Annotated in this window: 24 protein-coding genes; 9 read left to right on the top strand and 15 right to left on the bottom strand. The window is 60.4% G+C overall.

Translation table 11 applies throughout. The features are described from left to right. The 11 genes from C1J04_RS18145 to C1J04_RS18100 all read right to left on the bottom strand — a co-directional run bounded on the left by C1J04_RS18145 (nucleotide 1) and on the right by C1J04_RS18100 (nucleotide 8904). On the bottom strand, nucleotides 1-1380 hold the full coding sequence (locus C1J04_RS18145) for a TrbI/VirB10 family protein (protein ID WP_114865748.1): 1380 nt from the start codon (nucleotides 1378-1380) through the stop codon (nucleotides 1-3). Further along, on the bottom strand, nucleotides 1377-2072 hold the full coding sequence (locus C1J04_RS18140; RefSeq protein WP_114865747.1) for a TrbG/VirB9 family P-type conjugative transfer protein: 696 nt from the start codon (nucleotides 2070-2072) through the stop codon (nucleotides 1377-1379). Before C1J04_RS18140 ends, C1J04_RS18145 begins: the two co-directional genes overlap by 4 nt. Nucleotide 2073: 1 nt before the next feature. Continuing rightward, nucleotides 2074-2727 carry a virB8 family protein gene (locus C1J04_RS18135; protein WP_114865746.1) on the bottom strand — a complete coding sequence of 218 codons (654 nt, stop codon included), beginning with the start codon at nucleotides 2725-2727 and terminating at the stop codon, nucleotides 2074-2076. 17 nt (nucleotides 2728-2744) lie between these two features. Then, nucleotides 2745-3554 carry a type IV secretion system protein gene (locus C1J04_RS18130; protein WP_114865774.1) on the bottom strand — a complete coding sequence of 270 codons (810 nt, stop codon included), beginning with the start codon at nucleotides 3552-3554 and terminating at the stop codon, nucleotides 2745-2747. Further along, nucleotides 3554-4642: a lytic transglycosylase domain-containing protein gene (locus C1J04_RS18125; protein ID WP_114865773.1), complete on the bottom strand. Its 1089-nt coding sequence runs from the start codon at nucleotides 4640-4642 to the stop codon at nucleotides 3554-3556. Before C1J04_RS18125 ends, C1J04_RS18130 begins: the two co-directional genes overlap by 1 nt. Before the next feature lie 55 nt (nucleotides 4643-4697). Further along, on the bottom strand, nucleotides 4698-4865 hold the full coding sequence (locus tag C1J04_RS19475; RefSeq protein ID WP_174226643.1) for a hypothetical protein: 168 nt from the start codon (nucleotides 4863-4865) through the stop codon (nucleotides 4698-4700). Further along, nucleotides 4862-7225, bottom strand: a complete 2364-nt coding sequence (locus C1J04_RS18120) for a type IV secretion system DNA-binding domain-containing protein (RefSeq protein WP_114865745.1) — start codon at nucleotides 7223-7225, stop codon at nucleotides 4862-4864. Before C1J04_RS18120 ends, C1J04_RS19475 begins: the two co-directional genes overlap by 4 nt. Next, nucleotides 7215-7493: a type IV secretion system protein VirB3 gene (locus C1J04_RS18115; RefSeq protein ID WP_008327373.1), complete on the bottom strand. Its 279-nt coding sequence runs from the start codon at nucleotides 7491-7493 to the stop codon at nucleotides 7215-7217. Before C1J04_RS18115 ends, C1J04_RS18120 begins: the two co-directional genes overlap by 11 nt. Next, on the bottom strand, nucleotides 7486-7770 hold the full coding sequence (locus C1J04_RS18110; RefSeq protein WP_037941840.1) for a TrbC/VirB2 family protein: 285 nt from the start codon (nucleotides 7768-7770) through the stop codon (nucleotides 7486-7488). Before C1J04_RS18110 ends, C1J04_RS18115 begins: the two co-directional genes overlap by 8 nt. Nucleotides 7771-7877: 107 nt before the next feature. Continuing rightward, entirely contained in the window at nucleotides 7878-8492 is a 615-nt protein-coding gene (locus tag C1J04_RS18105) for a lytic transglycosylase domain-containing protein (protein WP_114865744.1), read from the bottom strand. A 43-nt stretch (nucleotides 8493-8535) separates the two neighbouring features. After that, nucleotides 8536-8904, bottom strand: a complete 369-nt coding sequence (locus C1J04_RS18100; protein ID WP_114865743.1) for a hypothetical protein — start codon at nucleotides 8902-8904, stop codon at nucleotides 8536-8538. 210 nt (nucleotides 8905-9114) lie between these two features. Between C1J04_RS18100 and C1J04_RS18095 the strand changes: the two genes are divergently transcribed. The 4 genes from C1J04_RS18095 (at nucleotide 9115) to C1J04_RS18085 (ending at nucleotide 10143) form a co-directional block, all read left to right on the top strand. After that, on the top strand, nucleotides 9115-9366 hold the full coding sequence (locus C1J04_RS18095; RefSeq protein ID WP_114865742.1) for a hypothetical protein: 252 nt from the start codon (nucleotides 9115-9117) through the stop codon (nucleotides 9364-9366). 124 nt (nucleotides 9367-9490) lie between these two features. Next, nucleotides 9491-9748, top strand: a complete 258-nt coding sequence (locus tag C1J04_RS18090) for a helix-turn-helix domain-containing protein (RefSeq protein ID WP_037941711.1) — start codon at nucleotides 9491-9493, stop codon at nucleotides 9746-9748. Between the two features lie 32 nt (nucleotides 9749-9780). Next, on the top strand, nucleotides 9781-9912 hold the full coding sequence (locus C1J04_RS19720; RefSeq protein ID WP_268874241.1) for a hypothetical protein: 132 nt from the start codon (nucleotides 9781-9783) through the stop codon (nucleotides 9910-9912). 3 nt (nucleotides 9913-9915) lie between these two features. Continuing rightward, entirely contained in the window at nucleotides 9916-10143 is a 228-nt protein-coding gene (locus C1J04_RS18085) for a hypothetical protein (RefSeq protein ID WP_009503808.1), read from the top strand. Between the two features lie 119 nt (nucleotides 10144-10262). Here C1J04_RS18085 and C1J04_RS18080 read toward each other — a convergent pair whose 3' ends face one another. Then, nucleotides 10263-11009, bottom strand: a complete 747-nt coding sequence (locus C1J04_RS18080; protein WP_254693891.1) for a hypothetical protein — start codon at nucleotides 11007-11009, stop codon at nucleotides 10263-10265. Nucleotides 11010-11280: 271 nt separating this feature from the next. Here C1J04_RS18080 and C1J04_RS18075 point away from each other — a divergent pair, with 271 nt between their 5' ends. The 5 genes from C1J04_RS18075 to C1J04_RS18055 all read left to right on the top strand — a co-directional run bounded on the left by C1J04_RS18075 (nucleotide 11281) and on the right by C1J04_RS18055 (nucleotide 19049). After that, nucleotides 11281-13539, top strand: a complete 2259-nt coding sequence (locus C1J04_RS18075) for a heavy metal translocating P-type ATPase (protein ID WP_254693890.1) — start codon at nucleotides 11281-11283, stop codon at nucleotides 13537-13539. Nucleotides 13540-13557: 18 nt separating this feature from the next. Next, on the top strand, nucleotides 13558-13962 hold the full coding sequence (locus C1J04_RS18070) for a hypothetical protein (RefSeq protein WP_162797852.1): 405 nt from the start codon (nucleotides 13558-13560) through the stop codon (nucleotides 13960-13962). A 109-nt stretch (nucleotides 13963-14071) separates the two neighbouring features. Next, nucleotides 14072-14470, top strand: a complete 399-nt coding sequence (locus C1J04_RS18065; protein ID WP_114865739.1) for a FixH family protein — start codon at nucleotides 14072-14074, stop codon at nucleotides 14468-14470. Next, nucleotides 14467-15903: an efflux RND transporter periplasmic adaptor subunit gene (locus tag C1J04_RS18060; protein WP_114865738.1), complete on the top strand. Its 1437-nt coding sequence runs from the start codon at nucleotides 14467-14469 to the stop codon at nucleotides 15901-15903. The genes C1J04_RS18065 and C1J04_RS18060 overlap by 4 nt, the downstream gene beginning before the upstream one ends. Further along, entirely contained in the window at nucleotides 15900-19049 is a 3150-nt protein-coding gene (locus C1J04_RS18055; RefSeq protein WP_114865737.1) for an efflux RND transporter permease subunit, read from the top strand. The genes C1J04_RS18060 and C1J04_RS18055 overlap by 4 nt, the downstream gene beginning before the upstream one ends. A 49-nt stretch (nucleotides 19050-19098) precedes the next feature. Here the strand turns inward: C1J04_RS18055 and C1J04_RS18050 are convergent, their stop codons facing one another. From C1J04_RS18050 to C1J04_RS18040, 3 genes are read right to left on the bottom strand one after another with little or no spacing between them, the layout of a single operon-like run. Continuing rightward, nucleotides 19099-20379, bottom strand: a complete 1281-nt coding sequence (locus C1J04_RS18050) for a sialidase family protein (RefSeq protein WP_254693889.1) — start codon at nucleotides 20377-20379, stop codon at nucleotides 19099-19101. A gap of 55 nt (nucleotides 20380-20434) precedes the next feature. Continuing rightward, nucleotides 20435-20893: a c-type cytochrome gene (locus tag C1J04_RS18045; RefSeq protein ID WP_231024351.1), complete on the bottom strand. Its 459-nt coding sequence runs from the start codon at nucleotides 20891-20893 to the stop codon at nucleotides 20435-20437. Continuing rightward, on the bottom strand, nucleotides 20890-22194 hold the full coding sequence (locus C1J04_RS18040; RefSeq protein ID WP_114865736.1) for an ABC transporter transmembrane domain-containing protein: 1305 nt from the start codon (nucleotides 22192-22194) through the stop codon (nucleotides 20890-20892). Before C1J04_RS18040 ends, C1J04_RS18045 begins: the two co-directional genes overlap by 4 nt. Nucleotides 22195-22200: the final 6 nt, after the last annotated feature.

Genomic DNA, 22200 nt, shown 5'->3' with positions numbered 1-22200 from the left:
TCAGAATATCTCCAGATCGCGGTCGACCATGACCGTGACGCGGGCGCCCTGGTCGACATAGATGACGGGGCCGATGGAGAGGTAATCGCCGATGACGCTGTCCGTCGCATCTGCCAGATCATCGCCAACGTCTTCGAGAACGTCGGCGGCAGTTTCATCCTGGACCTCGGAGGCGGCGGCACTTGGTGCCGCGGAAATTAGCGAGATCAGGGCGGCCGACCCGAAACGCTCGGCAAAGCGCGTGTCCACAAAGCCGGTAACACCCGAACGGCCAAGTTCATCGCCCCCGAAAGAGCTGATCTGGACGGTCTGGCCCGCGGGCAGGATGATCCGGTCCCAGGCGATCGTGACGCGGCGCTGCGCGATATCGACCCCCGAACGATAGCGCCCGATCAGGCGGGACCCGCGCGGGATCAGAAGGCGGGAGCCATCGAAGCTGTATACATCTTCTGAGACGACGGCCCGGGTCTGGCCGGGCAGGGAACTGTCGAGGGCGGTTTCCATGATGGCCTGGATCATGGTGCCCTGGATGATCGTGTTGGAGGGATTGGCGATGACCTCGGCTTGCGTCATAGAAGTGGGCAGCGCGCCGTTCAGCACAAAATCCGTCACTTCCCCAAAGGTCCGCTCGGTCAGCGCGGTTTCATTTGCTCCTGAGGTGCCGCCAAAGGCGATGGTGGGCGAGGTGATGCGGCGCTCCTGAAACGCACGTTCTTCGGCCGCGCGACGCTCGAGTTCCGCGAGCCGTCTTGCTTCCTCTTCGCGGCGCAGTCGCTCCTCTTCCCGCGCCCGCAACTCGTCCTCAGATGGCCCCAGAGGCGCGGGGGCAGGGCGGTTGGCCTCGAGCTGCGCGAGTTCGAGGTCCATGCGGAGTTGTTCCAGCTCGCGATCGCGCGCCGTGAGCTCGTCTCGGAACTGCTGCTGCGCGGCTTCTGACGCCGCTTGTAGCGCCGCGATCTGGGCGGTCAGCGCATCGATGGCTTCGGCGGCAGCCGTGTCTTCCTCGACGACGGGTTCGGGCGCGTTGCGCAACTCCTCGATCTGGGCCTGAAGGGCGGCGAGCTGCGCCAGAAGCTCGGCATTGGGCTCGACGGGCTCGGGCGCGACCAGAACCACTTCGGGCTCGGGTGGAGGGAGGGTTTCGATGGCACCAAACCCGTCGCCTTCGTTTTGGAACACGTCCGGCGTGGCCGTAGGCAGGGCTTCTTCTTCCTCGGGTTGGGACATCAGATAGAGCAGTGAACCACCCGCCCCGATCGCGAGGACAACGACCAATGCGAGCAGCGGTGAGCGCCGTGGGGCAGGGGGCGACCCGGAGCCTTTGCCTTGCTCAAGGGCGGCAAGGCGCTTTTCGAGGTCAGCGTTTCCGGCGTCGCTCATGATCGCACCCCCGTAGGTGGTGTGGCTTTGATGCAGACCACCTCGTCACCGATCCGTAGAACCCATTGCCCGTTCACCCCGGAAACCCGGATCACGCTGTCCTCGGTGGCTTGCGTGTTGACCGTGCGCTCACGGCCATTGGCGTAGCGGAAGATCGCAGGCACCGGCGCGTTCCGCGGAAATTCGAAATACGTAAACGTCCCGTCATCCCAGACACGGGTGGGGGTGAACTCGGTCCGCGCGCTGGCACCGTAATTATAGTTCGGCGCTTGGGCCGCGATGGCACGTGTGGGCCGGGTATTGTCTTCGGGGTAGCGGAACTGGACCACGTAAAAGGTCGGACTGCGGGTCTCCTCGACGTTGAAGTAATAACTGCGCCTGTTTGTGTAGACGGTCACATTGGTATGCACCCCGCGCGCCACCGGCTTGATCGCGAAGGCCTGACCCCCGGGTACGCCGTCGATCTCGAAGCCTTCCGTGTCGCCCGCAATGATCGAGCGGATGCTCTCGCCTTCCCCGAACTCGACCGTGGTGACATGGGTGAGCGAGACGCTGAGGCGGTAGACCTGACCTTCCTGATATGTTGCCAGCCGCACGCGGCTGTCATTTGGGCCACCGCGCGGGATGGCTTCGGCGAAAGTGAGGGCAGGCAGCAAAACAAATATGGCAGCAACAAAGAACTTATTGATCAAACTAATTCTCCAATCTGTCGGAGCGGATGGAATATTCGCGCACGGTGAAGCCGAAGGGGTTGGTCCAGACCTCATCGATGGAGCGGCGGGTCTCCGGGCGGAACTCGAAGAGAAGCGTCGCAGTGAAAAGGCCGGTCTGGACTCCGTTAATGGACGTCAGGCGCTTGCGCAGGCGCACCGTGGCGCGGTTGGTGCCGATCCGGTTGATGCTGAGTATTTCCACGTCGAGCCGAGCATTGGGGCCATAGACGGTCGGCGGGTAATTCTCGTTGGCGCTGTTCCAGATCTGGCGCAGCCCGCTCTCGGCGGCCCCGTCCGAGCGGCGCAGAACGCTGCGGATGCGCAGATCGTTGTCGAGCTGGTTATAGACCTCCCGGTCGGTCACATAGCGGAAGACCTCCGCCTCGATGATCGCCTGGTTGGCGGTCACCGAGGAAGCGCCCACCGAGGCCTCGGGGAGAGCAAAGCCGGTGGCGGGATCATAGGGGACAACGACGGGGGGCGGGTCGACATCGAGGATCGAGACAGCTGCCGCGCTCAAACAGCCGATGATGCCGAAGACAAGACCTGTCAGACCAAGGCGTTGCCAGAGCCGTTCGCGGCGCAGCGCGCCATAGACCAGTTCTTCCTCGATGATTTCTTGTTCACTCGCCACCCGTCATGCCCCCACGATCAGTCTGCCCGGAGGTCCGGCAAGGTGAAATCCATGAAGCGCTGCTCTTCGGCGATGGTGGCGGCATCGATCACGCCGCCGGTGCCGTCACCCACGGTTTGAATCGCTTCCAGCTGCCACATCGCCACAAGGGCGATGGCCAATTCAGCTGTCACGCGCGTGTTGAGATCGATGCTTTGCTTGAGCTCTTCCATGTCGTCGATGAGCCCCACAAGACGGTCGACCCGCTCGAGCGATTGGCCGGCATCTTCATAGCTGTTCTGGGCGGCGGCTGAGACGAGCGCGCCGGTTGTTGCCTGCGTCGCCACGCGGTTGGCCCCGGAATTGCCGCTCGTGGCCATTTCCGAGAGCGTGTCTTCATCGAAGCCGAGATCGGCCAGCACCCGGTCCATCTGGGTTTCGATCTCGCCTGCGCCGGAGCCGGAGAGGCCAGAGAAATCCCCAGTCTTGATCGCCTCAATCGTGGCGAGGATGTCCCCGAACTCCTGGTCGAGCAGACCGTTCAACTCGTCTTCCATTTCCGTCCGGATGATTTCGGGAAGCTCGGCAAGTCGGGTGAGCGCTTCATAGGTTCTTTGCAGCTCCGCGAGTTGATCCGTGAGCGTGGCAAGCTGCTCGCGGAGCTGTGTCAGCTGCTCGTTTTGCAGGATCTCGTCCTCGATCATCTGCCGCAGCTGCTGGATGTTTTGTGCGATGTTCTGGGTGTCGACGACCGGTACACCTTGTGCTGCGGCAGGGGGTAGGGCGCTGAACTGCAAGCCAACGCCAAGTGTCGTGGCCAAAGCCGTCCTCAAGAGCAGATGTCCCATCATTCAATCTCCCTGATCGTGAAATCCATGAACGCGCCTTCGGCCATGCGGGCGCTGGCCTGGGCCAGCTCTTCGGCGGAGAGCACGCGGGTGCGGGCGGCCTGAAGCCGGATGCGGGCGGCCACGAGACGCACGAGTTCGGCGCGGGCATAGGTGTTGAGCGCAACGCTCTCCTGCACATCCTCGGTCTCGGAAATCCGTTCGACGATATCCGCAATACGCAGGGCGGCTTGCCTGATCGCGGCGGGTGAGTTGTTGCCATAGAAGGCCGCGCCGTGCCCCGTGAGCGAGAGGTTGGCATTGGCCAGAAGCGCGGGGTCGATCGTGCCAAGCGCTTCGATCCCGCCGATACGGCTCAGATAGAGATTGTAGCGTTCAGGGATGACCGACACGTAGTACTGGGTCTCGCGAAAGGGCGGAACGCCGCCATACTCGAAAACCCGGCCGGGGCCGGCGTTGTAGGCCGCGAGGGCGTTGATGATGTTACCATCGAATGTTTTGAGCTGGGTCGCGAGATAGCGCGCGCCGCCATGCACCTGTAGGTAGGGGCTGTCATAGTATTCCGGGTTGATGCCGAGATCGCTGGCGGTGCCCGGCATGATCTGGGTGAGGCCATAGGCGCCGACGGGAGACCGTGCACCGATCGTAAACCGGCTTTCCTGCCAGATCAGCGCTTGCAGCAGCGCGCGCCATTGAACGGGGGAGAGCCCTGCGCGGCCAACACCCGCAAAGCCGCTGGTTTCCTGGGCGACGCGGATGATGAGCTGCTCGATGTTCTCGGCGGCGTCGCCGAACATCTGCGCACCGCCGGGATTGGGATCGATCTCGCCCGTGCCATAGACCGCCGCCACCGAGCGGTCGGGATCCCCGCTGCCGCTTTCCAGTCCCGAGACCATCGCGGGCAAGCCCTGGCCGCCGAAGCTGGTCTGGGCATCGAGGATGCGTCGGAGGGTTTCCAGCTGCTCCCGTTCGATCTCGGCGATGAGTTCGCGCACGGCAAGCTTGTCGGCCTGAACAGCCAAGTCTGCCTCGCGATCACCCGTTTCTACGATATCGCGTGCAGTCAGCCCGCTGTCATTGGTTGGCACGCCTTGAGACAAGGCGAGACCGGGCAGCAGGCAAAGTGCCAGGATATGGGGCAGGCTAGACCTCAATGTCGCCCTCCGGTGTGCCAAGGGGCGTGAAGGTGCAATCAGGCGAGATGGCTGCGGTGGAGGCGAGGAAGGTGAAGCAATTGGCCTGCGGTTCGCGATACTGCGCACAGGAGGCGAGCAGGCCGAGGGCGGCGAGGAACAATAAGATACGGGTCATGAAAGCCTCCAGAAATCAGGGTGGTCGCGGTAATCGGCGCCGACGAGCGCTTCGCCTTTCTCCATGCCGCCGAGGATGGTGAGATTGGGCCCGAGAGCACTGAGATCGGCATCGACGACGATCGAGCCCTGATCGTCACGGATCAGCGCCAAGCGGCTGTTGCTGCCCGTGTTAAGAAGGACATCGAGTTCCTTCTCCGTCAGGTTCAGCATGGCGTAATCCGAGGCGTTGGCGCGGATATTGGGGAGCAGGATCTGCGTCGGCACGGCCTCGACGATAGTCTTGCCGGTCCGGGTGCGCTCGAGCTGGCTGGCGTATTGCGTCATCATTACCGCAACGGTGTTCTGCTTGCGCGCGGTCACGAGCCAGTTCGACAGCCGCTCGGCGAAATACGCGTTGTCGAGCGCCTTCCAGGCCTCGTCGATGACGATGATGGTGGGGCGGCGATCCTCGATCTCGCGCTCGACCCGGCGAAAGAGATAGGAGAGGACCGCCATGCGTTCTTTCTCGGCCTCGCTGTCGAGAATGCCGGTGAGATCGAACCCGACGACATCGCCTTCGAGCGAGAACGTGTCTTCCAGCGTCTGCCCGAAGATCCAGCCATAGCGGCCCTCTTCGGTCCACTCGAGCAAACGCTGGTGCAGATCGCCGCCATCGTCGGTGGAGACAAAGAGCGATGCGAAATCCCGCCAGTTCCGTAGGGCCGGGTTTGTGGCCTGCGCGTTCTGGCGCACGACTTCCTGGATGCGGTTGGTCTGCGCAGGGGTCAGAGGCTTGTCGGCGCGGTAGAGCAGTGTGGTGAGCCAGTCCGAGAGCCACGCGGTGCCCCGCGCATCGGTCTCGGTCCAGAGCGGGTTGAGACCCGTGGGCTGGCCGGCGTTCAGGGAGGCGTAGCGCCCGCCATTGGCGCGCACCGCCATCTCCATGCCAAGACGGTAATCGAAGACGAAGATCCGCGCCCCTGCGCGACGGGCCTGGGTCATCAGAAAGGCTGACAGCACCGATTTGCCGGACCCGGGCCGCCCCATGATCAGGGTATGGCCGCTGGTCGGTTCTTTGTCGGGCGATCCCTGCTCGTGATAGGAAAACCGGTAAGCGCTCTGTTCGGGCGTGGGCAAGTAGGTGATGACCTTGCCCCAGGGTGTTTTCTGAGCAGGCTTGCCGAGCTGGGTCCGATGAAACGCCGCGAAGTCGGCGAAATTACGGTTGGTGATCGCACTGGCACGCACGCGTTTCGGCTGGTTGCCGGGATGCTGACTGAGGTAGTGGGCTTTGGCCGCGACCCGCTCGCCGATCATCTTCACGCCTTCGGCGGCAGCGGCGTTGACGATCTCGGCGCTGAGCGTTTGCAACTCGTCCAGCGTATCGCAGAAGATCGTCACCACCATGTGGTGCTCGCCGAAGCTCTGGCGTTTGGCCTCCAGATCATCGGCGGCGATGTCGAGCGCTTCCATCAGCGACAGGGCCGCGTCCTGGGAGGCCTGCATCTGGCGCTTTTGCCGCTTGATGCGGCCTGCCATGAGGTTCGAATTGATCGGCGTGAAGGAATGGGTGACGATCATGTCGACCGGCAGGTTCAGCATGTCGAAAATGGTGCAGGAGGTGCCTTCCGAGTATTCCCCGATGGTGAAACTCTTGCCGTAGCGGTGTCCCACGACGCCTTCGGAGAGCTCGAAGTGATCGCCTTGAAACGTCACTCGCGTGTTGGCGACGTTGAAGGACAGGAAGCCATAGGTGTTCGCCGGATAGAGCGGCAGTTCCTGGCCAGTGTTGAGGGCCCCCAGAAAGCCGATCAACTCGCCGGACTTGGCCGAAAGCACACGTGGATTCAGCTCCGTCAGGCCAGACAGGAACACGTTCACGGCCTCGCCCAATCGGCGAAGGCGCTTCTCGGTCGCTTCCTTGAGGCGATCCGGCGCGCTGCGGTTCAGGAATGGCAGGACGCTTTTTGGAGGCGGGCGATGGATGATCGTAAGGGTGAGCGTCTTGTCGCGCAGCCCGCTGGTCTCTAGCTTCTTGCGCCAGAGCCGGTCGACTTCTCCCGCGAAACTGTCCTCGCGCAGCGGCTCGAGGTCCGGCGTGATCGCCTTCGAGACCTTATGGACGTAATGGCTGAACTCCGGCCCCAATTGCGCAATGATCCGGGCAAAGAGCGCGGTCACCTTGTCGAGATAGGCGTCATCGGTCGTGTAGCTATTGACCCCGTCGAGCCGGATGCACTGGAAAAGCTCGTTGACCCGGGTCCGCACGGTCTGGTCATCGACGAGGCTCACATAGGGCAGCATGTGCGCGAGGCGGGTCTCGTGCGCGTACCAGTCCGGCGTCATCGTGCGGAGATCAAGCGCGGCTTCACGGGGCATAGCTGTCCCCGCCGTGGATGGAGCGGTTCCGCGTGGGCGGCGTCTCTTGCAGCGCCGTCATCATCACGTCGATGAAGCGTGGGTCCCAATCCGCAGCCTTCCAGAGCACCGGGTAGAGCAGGGCCGCCACACCCAGCACCGCGATGTGCTGGACCCAGACGAACAAGAGCACCGAGCCGAAAAGCCAGACCATCGCGTACATGATGGGCAGGCCCAGAAGCTTGGGCGGGCGCACGAGGCCGAGAAAGAGAGGCGAGCGCTCAGCCACCGGCGAAAACTGCGGCAACGATAGTGGGAGCGGCGGCAACACCGGCAATGCCGACGAGAACCCAGAGGGCCTGTCGCAGATCGATGATATTGAAGAACCAGCTGAGGAACACGCCCAGAACGGCGAGTGTGGCGATCACGACGCCGAGCGGGCCGGTCAGCGCATCAACGATGCCCTGCAACAGGCTCTGAATCGGGGAAAGATCAATGCTTTGCGCAAGCGCAGGCTCAGCGAATACCAGAAAGAGCGCCAGCGAGGCGACAAAGAGGTGTGAAATCCAACTTGTTTGGAAAAAGCGGTATCGCCAATGCACTGCCGCGCTGCGCGCTCTCGTGACATTGCCGATAAGTGTTTTTAGGAATGATTTCCAAAAAGGCTGGGACATCATGAATTTGATCCTTCCAATCGGGCTACGACGGCCATGACACGGGCCACGTGGTTCTGGGTTTCTCGGTAGGGGGGAATGCCGCCATACTGGCGGACCGAATCCGGGCCGGCGTTGTAGGCAGCGAGGGCAAGACGCGGATCGCCGAACGTCTCCAGCATCATCGCGAGGTATCGGGCGGAGCCGTCGAGGTTTTGTTGAGGGTCACGCGGGTCAACGCCCAGATCACTGGCCGTGGCGGGCATTAACTGGCCAAGGCCAATGGCACCTGCACTTGAAATCGCATTCTGCCGATAGGCGCTCTCAACCTCGATATTGGCTCGATAGAGAGCCATCCAATCCGTCACGGAAAGCCCCGCGCGACGCAGGCCGGGATGGCCGGCATAGCGCAAGGCCGTGGTCTGAATCCCAGAGAGAACATCGGCGCGGGGCAGGGGAGTCAGGCGGGCAAAGGCCGCAACTTGGACGCCCTCTTGCTCGGCCTCTACCTCGCCGAGGATCGCGATCCCATCGGAGGCCGAACCCTGACCAATCCCGTCATTGTAGTTTCGAGCAAAGCTGCTTTGGGAGCGCGACGGGGTAAGAGAGCCGTCGCTATCCATGACCAGGACCATTTGCGCGGAGGCTGGCATGGCGACCAGCCAGAGGCAGACGAGGTTAGTTGTCAGCGCCCTTGTCTGATGGGGCTTTGTCTGGCGGGGCGAGTTTATGCGTGCGGCTTGTTCCCGCCTCAAGCGGCAGGTCGACATGCGCAAAACCAAGGCCAATGAAGAAAGACACCACGCCGGAGACCGTCTTGAACTCGCGGATCTTGATATCGTTGTAGGTCGTCCGCGTGCGGGCGGTGACGAGGAGCTTTTCCACCCCGTCATCAGAGACAACACGCATAATCCAGACCCCGTAATAGCTGGGGCCTTTCTTATGTGCCGTCTCCTGGCACAGGATTTCTGCACAATGGCCGCTTTCCACGAGTTCGCGGAACCTGGCTTCCGTAACCACATTTGGTGCTTCGATGTCCCAGTTCATGGCCCGGCTCACGCTTTCTTCAATGGCGCGACCCTAGGCATTTTCACTTGAAGCCCAGAGTTACGATAGTATACTTTCAACCGCAAGATGTAATATCATGCGTCAGCTGTAGTTTAGTCACGCGGACACTAGTCACGGCTAGTGTCCGCGATCAAGGAGATAACAGGTTTGACAAACCCAAGGTTGACTGGACTGCTGCCATTGCAATCTATGGTCCCTCTGATCTGCGTTCCCGGGCTGGTTTTGGCGGAATCCTGCTTCGCCCCAACCCGCCCTTTTCTACCAAGCGATTCGCTGGCGGCGCGGGAATATGCGGACATCATCCGTGGCGATTTCGAAGATTACATCCAGGATATCCAGAACTACTTCCGTTGCCTCGACGGTGAACGGGCCCGTGCCTTCGAGGAAGCGCGCGAAGTCAGCGAGGACTATGGCCGATTTCTGCAATTGGTAGGGGATTGATGGGCGACCTCGGGAGCATCAGACTTGCAGCCCATGGAAACCAGACGCCGATAACGCCCTCATATATCTACTTTTTAGATAACAGATTTCATCCGCTAGCGACGTCACAAAAGGTATGTGACGCGTGGCAAAGACAATCAGAAGCACGGGACAGGTGGCACTCTGCCAGGCGTTGGTCGACGCCCGAATCAAGGCAGGCCTTGGACAGGCTGAATTGGCGACTAAGCTCAGATGCCACCAATCCCTCATTGCCCGCCTTGAAAGCGGCCAGCGCCGGGTCGACGTCGTCGAGCTGGTTGTCCTCGCCCGCGCCATCGGCTTTGACCCCTATGAGGTTCTCGGGATCGTTGAAGCCGCCACGGAGCCCGACCATAGGATTTGAGAGCAATGCAAATTTGGGGCGTACCGCTTTGGATGTCCCTTCGTGAAATCCGCTACCTCAAGGAAGAGCAGTTAGCCAACATCCACCAATTGCGTCATGCTGTGCAGGCGAAGCCTGAGAACACGATGCCGCGATTGCAGCGCCAAAGTGCAGGAAGTCAGTAAACAGTGGACGATGATAATGGTGAAGGCGTCGCGATTGCCAATCTGATCGGGACCGACGGGCGCAGCGTTGTTGGTTGGGTTTATAGCTGGACTACAGGCGCGCACGCGGTGATGTGGGACGTCCATGGACCCCAGCCGGTATCGAAAATCCGGCCGGATATAAGTGACGAACAGAAGCAAGAAATCGACTTCGAGGCGCTCATGCGGATCGGAAGAGACGAGGGCGGGTGAGGAGGGCTACCCTGCGGCGTTTGCCGAAATGCCGAACCGCACTGCGACGACTAACGCGCGAGGTGGCATTGCACATGTCCGCGAAACCAATCTTACAGTCCGAGCCATTTCGCGCAAGTTCAGTAGTTCACCTGTTCAAAGCCGTAGTTGCCCTCGTAGTCACGCCAGTCGACGAAAACGGATTGATGATAGATACTGGGGCAATTCTGGCCCCATCGTTCGAGACCGGCATGGGCGGCTGGTAGGGCGGTTATGGAGGACCTCTGCCAGGCGAAGTCACCTTGCGTTCCATATGTGCCGAGGACCACGGTGGCACTACGGTTGCAATCGCCGTCGCGTCCGGATTCGTGCTGTCGCGCATACCGGACATCAAAGACGCGAATGGACTGCACGAAGTTGAACTCAGGTCCGCTGATATCGATGTCCGCGCGATCTTGAACGAGCCGGATGGCCTGCTCGGCGGGAACAAGGTAGTCCGGGGCTTCTGTGGTGCGCCAAGCGGCCGCAATTGGGTCAGCGGTATCGCGCGCTGGAAAGGATTGTCGCAGACCAGTGCTGTTGTACTGGAAGAACGCTTCAAAGATGCGGTCTGAACTGTTTGGTGCTGGAGCGGTCTCAAAGGAAGCGCCCATAGGGCAGCGCCAGATTTGAAGCGGAGGTTCCACCGGCCAAGGCGTAATTCGTCGGATGAATTCGGCGCGTGCTCGGGCGCAAGGAACGGAAGCAGGCCAGCCGCCAGACAAGCACAAGAGGATCGCGCAATCGATCGGGTATGTCTGCGCGCGAGCGGGCATCGGCAGCAAAGAACTTGTCACAGTCAAAGCGACTGCGACCGACGGGAGGAGCTTCTTAAATAGATGACGCATGCTGAGGGCCCTCTGTGACTAGGCTCAGCATATCTACGATAATATACTATCGCAACACTAAGATTTTGGACCGGTAATAGTTATTATGTAATTTAATGACAGTATCAATCAGCTTTCCTTCGCTAATCAGCAATCCAAGCTTGACCTTCCCGTTGCTGGAAGCCCCATCTTAGGAGTTGGCATCATTTTGGAGGGCTAGAGCATGATACAGGTAACAGAACCGCACCCGCGAGAGCGGTCATCCGATCAGGCCAAGGATCCAGTTTGCGGCATGTCCGTCACTATGTCTCCGCAGGCCCGTCAGGCGGATTATGACGGTGAAACCTTCTACTTCTGCTCCGATAAGTGCCAGACCAGGTTCGAGGCCGATCCGATCTACTATGCCTCAGGTACGGCATCGGATCACAGCATGACCCCGAAAGCCGGAACTCAGTACACCTGCCCAATGCACCCCGAGATAGTTCGTGACGAGCCCGGCGCCTGTCCGATCTGCGGCATGGCGCTTGAACCGATGGTGCCGTCGGATGAACCCAGCGAAGAACTGACCGACTTTACCCGCCGGATGTGGATCAGTGCCGCCGCAGCCGTTCCTTTGGTTATCTTGACTATGGGAGAGCTGGTCGGTTTGCCGGTCCGGGACTGGATCGGACATCGGCTGGCGACATACATCGAGTTCCTGCTGGCGACGCCTATCGTGTTGTGGGCAGCGAAGCCGTTTTTCGTGCGGGGATGGGCGTCGATCGTGAACCGCTCGCCCAACATGTGGACGCTGATCGCGATTGGTGTCGGCGCGGCCTACATCTATTCGCTGGTCGCGACGTTCCTTCCGGGCGTGTTTCCGGAGGCTTACCGGATGGGCGCGGGAGTCGGTACCTATTTTGAAGCCGCCGTCGTTATCATCACTCTGATTTTCGTCGGACAGGTTTTGGAATTGCGGGCGCGGGAACGGACCGGCGATGCCATCCGGGCGCTGCTCGATCTAGCGCCGAAAACCGCGCGACGCATTCTGCCCGACGGCACGGAATACGACGCACCGCTGGAAAACATCGTCGAGGGCGATCGCCTGAGAGTTCGCCCGGGCGACGCGGTCCCCGTCGACGCCAAGGTCATTGACGGCACGTCTTCCATCGACGAGAGCATGATCACTGGCGAACCGTTGCCGGTCGAAAAAGGCCCCGGCGATACGGTCACCGGCGGCACGATCAACAAGAACGGCTCCCTTGTCATAGAGGCCGCCCGTGTCGGTGCCGACACGATGCTGAGTCAGATCGTAGAGATGGTCTCCAACGCGCGGCGATCCCGTGCACCGATCCAGGGGCTTGCGGACAAGGTTTCTTCCTATTTCGTGCCTACCGTTGTCGTGGTCGCCATCGTTTCCTTCGCCGCTTGGCTCGGCTTCGGGCCCGAACCGGCGCTCGTCTTTGCCATCGCCTCGGCGGTGTCAGTGCTGATCATCGCCTGCCCCTGTGCTCTGGGTCTGGCGACCCCGATTTCGATCACGACGGCCGCAGGTCGCGGTGCGCAGGCGGGTGTCCTGATCAAGGACGCCGAAGCGCTGGAACGCATGGCCAAGGTCGATACGCTGATCGTGGACAAGACCGGCACCCTGACCGAGGGCAAGCCGAAGCTGACCGATGTGAACGCTCTGGGCGAAGAGACCGAGGAAACCATTCTGACTCTGGCCGCGGCACTGGAAAAAGGCTCGGAGCACCCGCTGGCAGAGGCCATAGTCGAAGGCGCGAAGCAAAAGGGCATCAAGGTCGGCAATGCCGAAAACTTCGAGGCGGTGACCGGCAAGGGTGTGAGCGGGACCGTCTCGGGCCGGGCCGTCGCGCTTGGCAACACCGCGATGATGCGCGACATGTCCCTCGACACCTCCGCAGCCGAGCAGGCGGCAGATGTTCTGCGCAGCGAAGGCAAGACGGCCATGTTCGTGGCCATAGAAGGAAAACTGTCCGGCATCGTCGCCGTCGCCGACCCGATCAAGGAAACGACGGCCGAGGCCATCAAGGAACTGCACGAGGCGGGCCTGCGGATTATCATGGCTACGGGGGATAACGAACGCACGGCAAGGGCCGTGGCGCAGCGGCTTGGCATCGACGAAGTACGTGCCGGCGTTCTGCCGGAAGACAAGAAGGCGCTGGTGGACGAACTGCACGCCGATGGCAAGAAGGTCGCAATGGCCGGAGATGGCGTCAACGACGCGCCGGCCCTCGCCGCAGCGGATGTCGGCCTTGCCATGGGCACGGGTGCGGACGTGGCAGTGGAAAGCGCGGGCATCACTCTCTTGCGCGGCGATTTAAACGGTATCGTCAAGGCACGGACGCTGGCGGTGGCGACGATCCGCAACATACGCCAGAACCTGTTCTGGGCCTTTGCCTACAACACGCTCGGTGTGCCCCTGGCTGCGGGTGTGCTTTACCCCGTCTTTGGCCTGCTGATGTCGCCCATGTTCGCCGCCGCCGCCATGAGCTTGTCTTCGGTCTCTGTCATCGCGAACGCGCTCAGACTGCGACGATTGGGGCTTTAGACGATCCGCGTTTTGAACGTGGAAACGGTCGATACTTCTACTTCAGCAAAACGTGTATTGCTGATCTATGAGAACTTCAGCATAGCATGTTGCATGTTATTCAAAACGCGCCTTTTTCTGGTTGCTCTGTTGGTTGGCGCTGTTCTGGCGCAAACCACCTTCGCGTCCATTTCAAGCGTGGACCCAGCGCCTGAAATGGCCATGCAGAGCGATTGCTGCCCGAGTGATTGTCCGGATATGCCGGAATGCGATGCTGCCTGCATTTCCACGACGCAATGTCGTGTGGTCCCGATCGTGGCCGGGCTCGAACGGGTGATCCTGGCGAACCTGCCTCGCTCCGGACGTGCCGGGTTCTTGCGGACCGAGGCGACGGCGATCCTGCAACACGCGGACGGCGGATTGCAAAGACCGCCCAAGGCATAGCGGTTCTGGTGCTTGTCGCACCAAAAGCCGCGCGCCGATGTAACGTTTAGACCAGTTCCAGGTCGATACGATGGTCGGCGTTCCCGTTGCCCGTCAATACAGGCGTATCATGCCCCGTTATATTCACAGCGCCCTTGCTGCCCTCGTGGTCGCAGCCCAGCTTTCCGTGCCGGTGGCACAGGCCGCTGCATCTGACTACATTCTCGTTCTTGTCGAGACGACTTATGCCTTCGGAGACGATGCGGTTCTAGAAGTTCGTCTGATTGATACCCGCACCAATGCGCCCGTGGAGGGCGCCGTCATCTTTGCCACAAGGTTGGATATGGCGCCGGACGGGATGGAGACGATGACTTCACCGGTCTTGGCGTTACCCGGCGAAGAGCAGGGTCTCTATCGCTTCTCTGCCGATCTGACGATGGACGGAAACTGGCGCTTTTCCGTTGCGGCCAAGGTGCAGGGCGAGATGGAAACCGTTCAGGCACAGATCGTGATCGAGGTACAGCCATGAGCGCCTTTGGCAAACTGGTGCTGATCGCCGTCGTTGGCAGCGCGGCTGGATGGGTTGGCCTTGCGGCGGGCGGCAAAGGCTGGACGCCTGCGATGCTGACGGATGTGGCGCAGACGCAGCTCACAGCACTTTTGGGACGTAGAGCTGATGCGATGCCGGCCGAAATCCGATCGGCGATGGGCCCGATTATCTACTATCGACACCCTGACGGTCTTGCCGAGTGGTCCGCGGTGCCGACCGACACCGTCGATGGCGAGGCGTTTCTGCCGGTGCTGGCAAGCGAAGATGTGTCGTTTGACCCAGAGGCGCCCAACCCCCTAGAGGCGAAAATTGGCGAACGAACCGTTCTCTACTACCGGCATCCGATGGGCCTGCCCGATACGTCGCCGGTGCCTAAGCAGGATTCCATGGGCATGGACTACCTTCCCGTTTTTGCCGATGAGGCAAAAGATGCCGGATCGGTGACGGTATCGCCCGGCAAACTACAGCGCACCGGCGTACGTACGTCAGTTGCGGTGCTCAAGCCCATGGCAATGACGGTGCGAGCGCCGGGGATCGTCGCGCTGGATGAGCGTCGGGTAAGCGTCATTTCATTGCGTGCAGATGCTTTCATCGAAGAAGTTGAGGATGTAACGACCGGATCAATCGTTGAAGCGGGCGAACCGCTGGCGATGCTCTATTCTCCGGATATCGTCTCGGCGGCCGCACAGTATGTTTCGGACCTGCGAAGTGGTGAAGGGCGCGTGGAAGGCAGCCGTCAAAGGCTGGCAAACCTGGGAGTTCCCGTGTCAGTGATCGACAAGATCGCGGCGGACAGGCGTGCGCCGGTGCAAATCAGCCTGATGGCACCGCGGTCGGGCGTGGTTCTGGAACGAATGGCCGTCGAAGGCATGATGTCCGAGGCTGGCGAAACGCTGTTTCGTATTGCCGATACCTCGGTTGTCTGGGTCTTTGCGGACGTGCCGGAATCCGCTCTGATGGGCCTTGCGGACGGAAACGCGGCCACGATCACCTTTCCCGGCCTGCCGGGCGAAACCTTCAGCGGCTTGATCGACAAGATATACCCTGAGGTCGATATGCAGACCCGAACTGCACGCGTCCGCATCGATCTGCCCAATACTGAGGGACGCCTGCTGGTCAACATGTTTGCTGATGTGGCTTTGGCGACGGGCGACGGCGCGCCCGTGGTGCAAGTGCCGGAAACGTCAGTGATCGACACCGGCGATCGCCAGGTGGTGATCCGGGACATGGGAGAGGGTAAATTCGCGCCGCAGGATGTGGTCGTGGGGCGACAGGCCTCCGGAATGGTGGAAATCCGCGAAGGTATTGCCGAGGGCGACCGGGTCGTCACCACCTCGACCTTTCTGATCGACGCGGAAAGCAACCTGAACGCCGCCCTGGCTGCGCTGGCCTCCCCGGAGGCAAGCGAATGATCGCGCGTGTCATCGAATGGTCCGCCCGGAACCTTGTTCTGGTGTTCTTTGCCACGGCCCTGATCATCGCCGCCGGGGTCTGGTCACTGCGCAACTTGCCGATCGACGCTATTCCCGATCTGTCGGACGTGCAGGTGATCGTGCTGACCGACTACCCGGGTCAGGCCCCTCAGGTGGTGGAGGACCAGGTCACTTATCCGCTGACCTCGGCCATGCTGACGGTGCCGCGATCCCGCGTCGTGCGCGGGTTTTCGTTCTTCGGCATTTCCTTTGTCTACATCATCTTCGAGGACGGCGTTGACCCGTACTGGGCGCGGTCGCGCGTGCTGGAATACCTCAACGCCGCAGCGGCTCGCCTGCCGGACGGGGTGACACCAGCCCTTGGTCCGGATGCGACGGGGGTGGGCTGGGTCTACCAATATGCGATCACCGGCGAGAACCTGAGCCTTGCTGAATTGCGGTCGTTGCAGGATTGGGTAGTGCGTTTCGGGGCCAGCCGTGCAGACGGCGTGTCCGAAGTGGCCAGTGTCGGTGGCTTCGTTAAGCAATACTCGGTCACAGTTGACCCGGTCCGGATGCGCGCGCAGGGGATCACGCTGTCTGATATCGGCAAGGCCATCTCCGAGAGCAACATGGACACCGGCGGGCGCACGGTGGAGCTGTCCGAGTTCGAATTCATGGTGCGCGGACGCGGCTATCTGGCGGGGACCGAGGATATCGGCAACATCACCCTGCGCAGCATTGGCGGGGTGCCGATCAACCTGAAGGACGTCGCACGGATCGAAATCGTCCCCAACGAACGCCGCGGCATCGCCGAGTTGAACGGTGAGGGCGAGGTCGCCAGTGGTATCGTGCTTCAGCGGGTGGGTGCCAATGCGCTGGATGTGATTGAAAACGCCAAGGCAGAACTGGACGTGGTGGCCCAAAGCCTGCCGGAAGGAGTCGACATCGTGCCGGTCTATGACAGGTCCGACCTGATCCTGTCGGCAATCGAGACGTTGAAAACAACGCTGCTCGAAGAAAGCCTTGTCGTGGCGGGGGTAACGATCATTTTTCTGTTGCACGTCCGCTCCGCCCTCGTGGCGATCATCATGCTGCCTGTCGGATTGCTCATGGCCTTCACGGCAATGAAATTTCTCGGGATCGGGGCCAATATCATGAGCCTCGGCGGCATTGCCATCGCGATCGGCGCGATGATCGACGCGGCCATCGTGATGATCGAAAATGCGCACAAACACCTCGAACGGGCCGCCCCTGACAAGCCACGCATCCAGGTGCTGATCGAAGCGGCAAGCGAGGTCGGCCCCGCGCTGTTCTTCAGCTTGCTGATCATCACTGTCTCGTTTCTGCCAATCTTTTCGCTTGAAGGACAGGAGGGACGCATGTTCGGCCCGCTCGCCTACACCAAAACCTTCTCGATGGCGGCAGCAGCGTTCCTGTCGGTGACGCTGGTGCCTGCGTTGATGGTGGTTTTCGTGCGGGGTCGGATCATCTCTGAACACAGGAATCCGGTAAACCGCGTGCTAATCGCGGTCTACCGCCCGATTATCAGCGCCGTGTTGAAGGCCAAGAGCCTTACGATCATCGTGGCCATTGCGGCACTGGTAATCACCATCTGGCCCGCGCGCCAGCTGGGGTCTGAATTCATGCCTGTCCTGAACGAGGGCACGCTTATGTACATGCCGACCACGCTGCCCGGGCTTTCGGTCACCAAGGCCGCCGAGCTGATGCAGACCCAGGACCGCATCATCAAGACCTTCCCCGAAGTGTTGTCGGTTTTCGGCAAGGCAGGCCGCGCGCTGACTGCGACCGATCCAGCACCGACGGAGATGTTCGAGACGATCATCCAGCTCCGCCCGGAAGACGAATGGCGTCCCGGTGTCACCATCGAAAGCCTGCGGCAGGAAATGGATGCCGCGCTGCAATTTCCCGGCGTGTCGAACGCCTGGACGATGCCGATCCGGGCGCGAATCGACATGTTGTCCACCGGCATCCGCACACCAGTGGGGATCAAGGTCTTCGGTACCAGCCTGACCGAGATGGAAAAGGTAGCCCGTGAGGTCGAAGCCGTCGTGCGCACGGTGCCAGGAACGACCAGCGCCTATGCCGAACGGGTGATTGGCGGCTATTATCTGGACATCACGCCCGACCGCGCTGCCCTTGGCCGCTACGGTCTGTCGGTGCAGGATGTGCAGGAGGTGATCGGCATGGCATTGGGGGCCAAGGCCATCACGCAGACCGTCGAGGGCCGCGAGCGCTACGACGTCGCAGTGCGCTATCCGGCGACACTGAGGTCCGATCCGGAGGCCATCGGACGCGAGGTTCAAGTGGCGCTGCCGGGCGGTGGCACAATTCCACTCGGGGACGTAGCCACCATCGAACGCACTCGCGGAGCCACGTCGATCCGCACCGAAAACGGACAGCTTGCCGTCTATATCTTCGTCGATATCGTCGGACGCGATCTCGGTGGCTACGTGGCCGAAGCGCAGGCGGCGGTCGCGGCTTCCGTCACCCTGCCACCCGGCTATTCATTGGGCTGGAGCGGGCAGTTCGAGTACCTTGACCGTGCGAAACAGCGGCTGGCCACAGTTGTGCCGTTAACGCTGGCGCTGATCTTTCTGCTGCTTTACCTGAACTTCCGCCGTCTGACGGAAACGCTGATCGTGATGCTGTCGCTGCCCTTCGCGCTGGTGGGCGGCATTTGGCTCATGTGGTTCATGGGCTTCAACATGTCGGTTGCGGTGGCCGTCGGGTTTATCGCGCTGGCCGGGGTGGCGGCTGAAACCGGTGTGATCATGTTGATCTATCTCGATCAGGCGTTGAATGAAGCGCGTGACCGCGCGGGCGGCCGCGACCTGACCCGCGACGAACTCTACGCCGCGATCATGGTGGGTGCAGTAGATCGCGTTCGCCCCAAGATGATGACAGTTGTCGCAATCATGGCCGGCCTAATGCCGATCCTCTGGGCGCATGGAACCGGGTCCGAGATCATGCAGCGCATCGCAGTGCCGATGATCGGAGGTATGGTGTCGTCAACCTTGCTAACCCTGATCGTCATTCCGGCGGTTTATGCCATCATCAAAGGCTGGAGCTTCAAGAAGGCCGGTACAGCGCCTGATTTGGCCCTCGGGCAGGCCGCAGAATAAGGGCAACAGCATTAAGGAGGCATTGGGAATCGAGATGAATGCTTGAAACCTATGGCGTCAGAGCGACTTCAACGACGCGAATGGTGGTACTGCCGTCCGCGCCGCTGATTGGTTGCGTCCAGGCCACAAACGCCCCGGTTCCGCCAAGCGCCATCCTCGGAAAACCGACCGATCCGCCGCCTCGATTTATGTGGAGCGCCTGAGGCGCGACACATCCGGCATCTGGCGTTACGTGGCACATGACGATCGCTTCACCGCCTCCCACATATTCGATCCAGAGCGCCAATGCGCTGCCATCTGCAAATTGCAGGACGTCCACCCGACCTGCGGCTGCGCCGAGGTCAATGCGGAGCGGTTCGTCGAACTGCGCACCGCCATCGTCCGAAAAGGCGATACGAACCTTCGGCTCGTTCTCGGCTGCCGTGAACCAGATAACGGAAATCCTGTCGCCCATGGTATCAATGGCCGGGCCATTGACGGGGCATCCGGCGATTTCCCATCCGTCGTTATGGATCGTGGCGGGCTCCGTCCACTCCCCGTCGGCCTGCCGGACAGCCGATATATCGCGAATTTCATCGGCGGTTCTGTCACGATAGACCGCCACGATGTCGCCTGATGCAGTCCGCGCTGCAGAAGTCTGGCAACAGGTACAGGTGCGCACATCCAACAGGCTTTCTGGCTGCATCGTTCCGTCAAAGTTGATCTGCCGCGCGCGCAACTGCATCGCATTTTCGAAGCTGTCGCCTTCTGTCTGACTGTCATACTCCCGGCCATCCAGCCACAGCGCCGTCAATCCACCAAATTGGTCGGGTACCAACGAAACAAAACCATGCTCACGTTGAGACCTGTCATCGTGAGGGACAATCGAGTCAGTCCAGCTTCTGCCTTCATCTTTGGAAAAAGCGATTTTGACGTCGTATTGGTAATCGCCCGGTCCATTCAGCTCTAACCATTGTGCCGCCAAACCGCCACCAGCAAGCGCCACTACCGAAGGGAAGTCGGCCCAGTTGATGTAAGTCTTTGACGATACATTAATTGTGCGGACGTCCGACCACTCACTGCCGTTGAGGATGGCCATGCGAACTTCCGCTTCGGTTCCGCTTTCTTCGGTCCAGCTCAGTAAAACCCTGCCATCCGACAAGGGTGCGAGTGATGGTTCGCGCGCATTGATGCCAACCGGTGATCCGCGGTCGGTCAATCTGAATAATCCGGTTTCCTCCGCGTATGATGCGGTGGACGAAGCGAGCAATGCACCAAGGATCAGAGTCGATGCAGCAGAACATTTACTCATGAACAGAATTTTCCCACCGTTATTGTTTTTCTGTGGCAAACCAAATGCTGATTGACCGTGCGCGAACTCCCCTTCTTTTGACCGACGAAAGTGCCTAGTCAATTCCGTTGGCCCGCTGCAAAGCTCGAATGTACGCCACGATAGCAAGGATGTCTGAGCGCGTCACGCCTTCAACCGCTGGCATGTTGTCAAATTCCCAGTGGTGCGCCCGAACTCCATTCTGCGCTGCGAGGACAAACGCCATGTCGCCGTGGTGGCTGGGTTCATAGATCTTGTGAACAAGCGGAGGAGCGACGCCATCTTGACCCTGCGCGTTTCGACCGTGACAAGCGGAACAGACCGCATCATAAGCGCTTGCGCCGATTTGCTCCTGCTCTGTGAAACTGTTTGGTAGCTTGACAGTAGCGAGAGCACCCGCGGAAAGCGCGATGCCCTCCTCCCTCTGGACGCCCGTCCGAGTGTGGCTCGGTTGCACAATGAACCATACTGCTGCAGCGACGGCGACCAGAGCGAAAAATATCGCTGCCCATTTCATACTATCAAACTCTTTCATGATGTTGCGATGGCCCTCTGCCTTTTAAGAGACGAAGCCGGGTATCTCAGTGGGGCTTGCTCGAATTGACTGACCTCTTGCGGCAAGGTGTTGTCTGCTTGAACAATTGCGGATTGCTGGATCGATTTGTTGAAAAAGGTCGTGATTTCCTGGTACCGGATCCGCGTGTCTTCCAGCGTCTGATAGTAATTGAAGAGTTCTTTAAGCGGTGCCGAGAAGTCTTTGTGTGCGGCCAGGACGGCCACCAGGGCACCGAGTGTAATACGCCCTTCGATGACGAAATATCCTCCCAATGAGTAGAACAGGAATGGGGTCAGCGCGGTAAGAAAATTGTTGAGGGCCTTGATGAAGAACTTCAGGCGGAAAATTTTCCTGCGGACGTGCTCAAGCTCTCTAAAACTCGCTCCGGCCGGTAGCAGTCCGGTCGGATTGACCTGCCGTTCATGCAACTGTTCGCTGAGCTGTCTGCCGAGCTGTCGGACTTCCTTGATTCTTGTACGTGAAAGGGCGTTGACACGCCGCTGTAGCTTGGGCAGCAGCACGAGCTGGATTGGCAGCACCGTCAGTGCGGCGGCACCCAACACAGGGTCCTGAACGAACATGAAAAACAGGATCGTCAACAGTGTACCACCTTGTAGGATTGGCAGCGTGAGGACATTTGCCGCGAAGCCACCTATGGGCTCAACTTCCTGTGCGAGAATAGGGACGATTTCGCTCTGGTTTCGGGAGTCGGGATCGCTGCGCCATTGCCGATAGACCAGCAGCCGGAAGCGCCGCAGAAAACGCTCAGCTACATATCCCTTGAACACGTTAAGGCCATATTTGTTTAGCCCATTCAGGATGATCGCCAAAAGGTAGAGACCACAGAGAAGCATTAGGAAAACGACCTGATCGACGTCTCGCCCCAAAACGGCAACGGGGAAACGATCAGAATCCAAAGCGTTGTTGACGATCTGCTTTGGCAGTTCGAGGGTCAAATATAGAATAGGCATCGCGATGAGGCTGACGACAATCATCAATGCCTGCTGCCTTCTGGAGTAGCGCAGGACCGTGCTGAAAAGACTGCCTTCAAGCCCCCGTATGGGTTCGGGGTGGAACGTAGGGGTGTGACGGCGCTTCCAAAGCTTGAGAATGCCGCGAATAGCAAGATATGAGCCGACAGTGATCAGCAGCGCGGGTGCCAAGACCAGTATCAGATGAATGAACGGGTGAACCCAGTCTGGCGTCGCATCGCTGTAGTCGTACCCAAACGCGGCAGATACGTTGTGTACAAGCACGTGATACCTGTCCAGGAGTGACATCAAAAA

Origin of the sequence: Sulfitobacter sp. SK025 (genome assembly GCF_003352105.1) — a bacterium.
Lineage (GTDB): Bacteria > Pseudomonadota > Alphaproteobacteria > Rhodobacterales > Rhodobacteraceae > Sulfitobacter > Sulfitobacter pontiacus.
Note: the sequence above shows the minus strand (reverse complement) of the source record. Positions and strands in the feature narration are given on the sequence as shown.

Coding starts and splice junctions, on each gene's coding strand:
- C1J04_RS18145 (WP_114865748.1), bottom strand. CDS start 1,380: ATGAGCGACGCCGGAAACGCTGACCTCGAAAAGCGCCTTGCCGCCCTT.
- C1J04_RS18130 (WP_114865774.1), bottom strand. CDS start 3,554: ATGGGACATCTGCTCTTGAGGACGGCTTTGGCCACGACACTTGGCGTT.
- C1J04_RS19475 (WP_174226643.1), bottom strand. CDS start 4,865: ATGACCCGTATCTTATTGTTCCTCGCCGCCCTCGGCCTGCTCGCCTCC.
- C1J04_RS18120 (WP_114865745.1), bottom strand. CDS start 7,225: ATGCCCCGTGAAGCCGCGCTTGATCTCCGCACGATGACGCCGGACTGG.
- C1J04_RS18105 (WP_114865744.1), bottom strand. CDS start 8,492: ATGGTCCTGGTCATGGATAGCGACGGCTCTCTTACCCCGTCGCGCTCC.
- C1J04_RS18100 (WP_114865743.1), bottom strand. CDS start 8,904: ATGAACTGGGACATCGAAGCACCAAATGTGGTTACGGAAGCCAGGTTC.
- C1J04_RS18095 (WP_114865742.1), top strand. CDS start 9,115: ATGGTCCCTCTGATCTGCGTTCCCGGGCTGGTTTTGGCGGAATCCTGC.
- C1J04_RS19720 (WP_268874241.1), top strand. CDS start 9,781: ATGTCCCTTCGTGAAATCCGCTACCTCAAGGAAGAGCAGTTAGCCAAC.
- C1J04_RS18080 (WP_254693891.1), bottom strand. CDS start 11,009: ATGCGTCATCTATTTAAGAAGCTCCTCCCGTCGGTCGCAGTCGCTTTG.
- C1J04_RS18075 (WP_254693890.1), top strand. CDS start 11,281: ATGTCCGTCACTATGTCTCCGCAGGCCCGTCAGGCGGATTATGACGGT.
- C1J04_RS18065 (WP_114865739.1), top strand. CDS start 14,072: ATGCCCCGTTATATTCACAGCGCCCTTGCTGCCCTCGTGGTCGCAGCC.
- C1J04_RS18060 (WP_114865738.1), top strand. CDS start 14,467: ATGAGCGCCTTTGGCAAACTGGTGCTGATCGCCGTCGTTGGCAGCGCG.
- C1J04_RS18055 (WP_114865737.1), top strand. CDS start 15,900: ATGATCGCGCGTGTCATCGAATGGTCCGCCCGGAACCTTGTTCTGGTG.
- C1J04_RS18045 (WP_231024351.1), bottom strand. CDS start 20,893: ATGAAAGAGTTTGATAGTATGAAATGGGCAGCGATATTTTTCGCTCTG.
- C1J04_RS18040 (WP_114865736.1), bottom strand. CDS start 22,194: ATGTCACTCCTGGACAGGTATCACGTGCTTGTACACAACGTATCTGCC.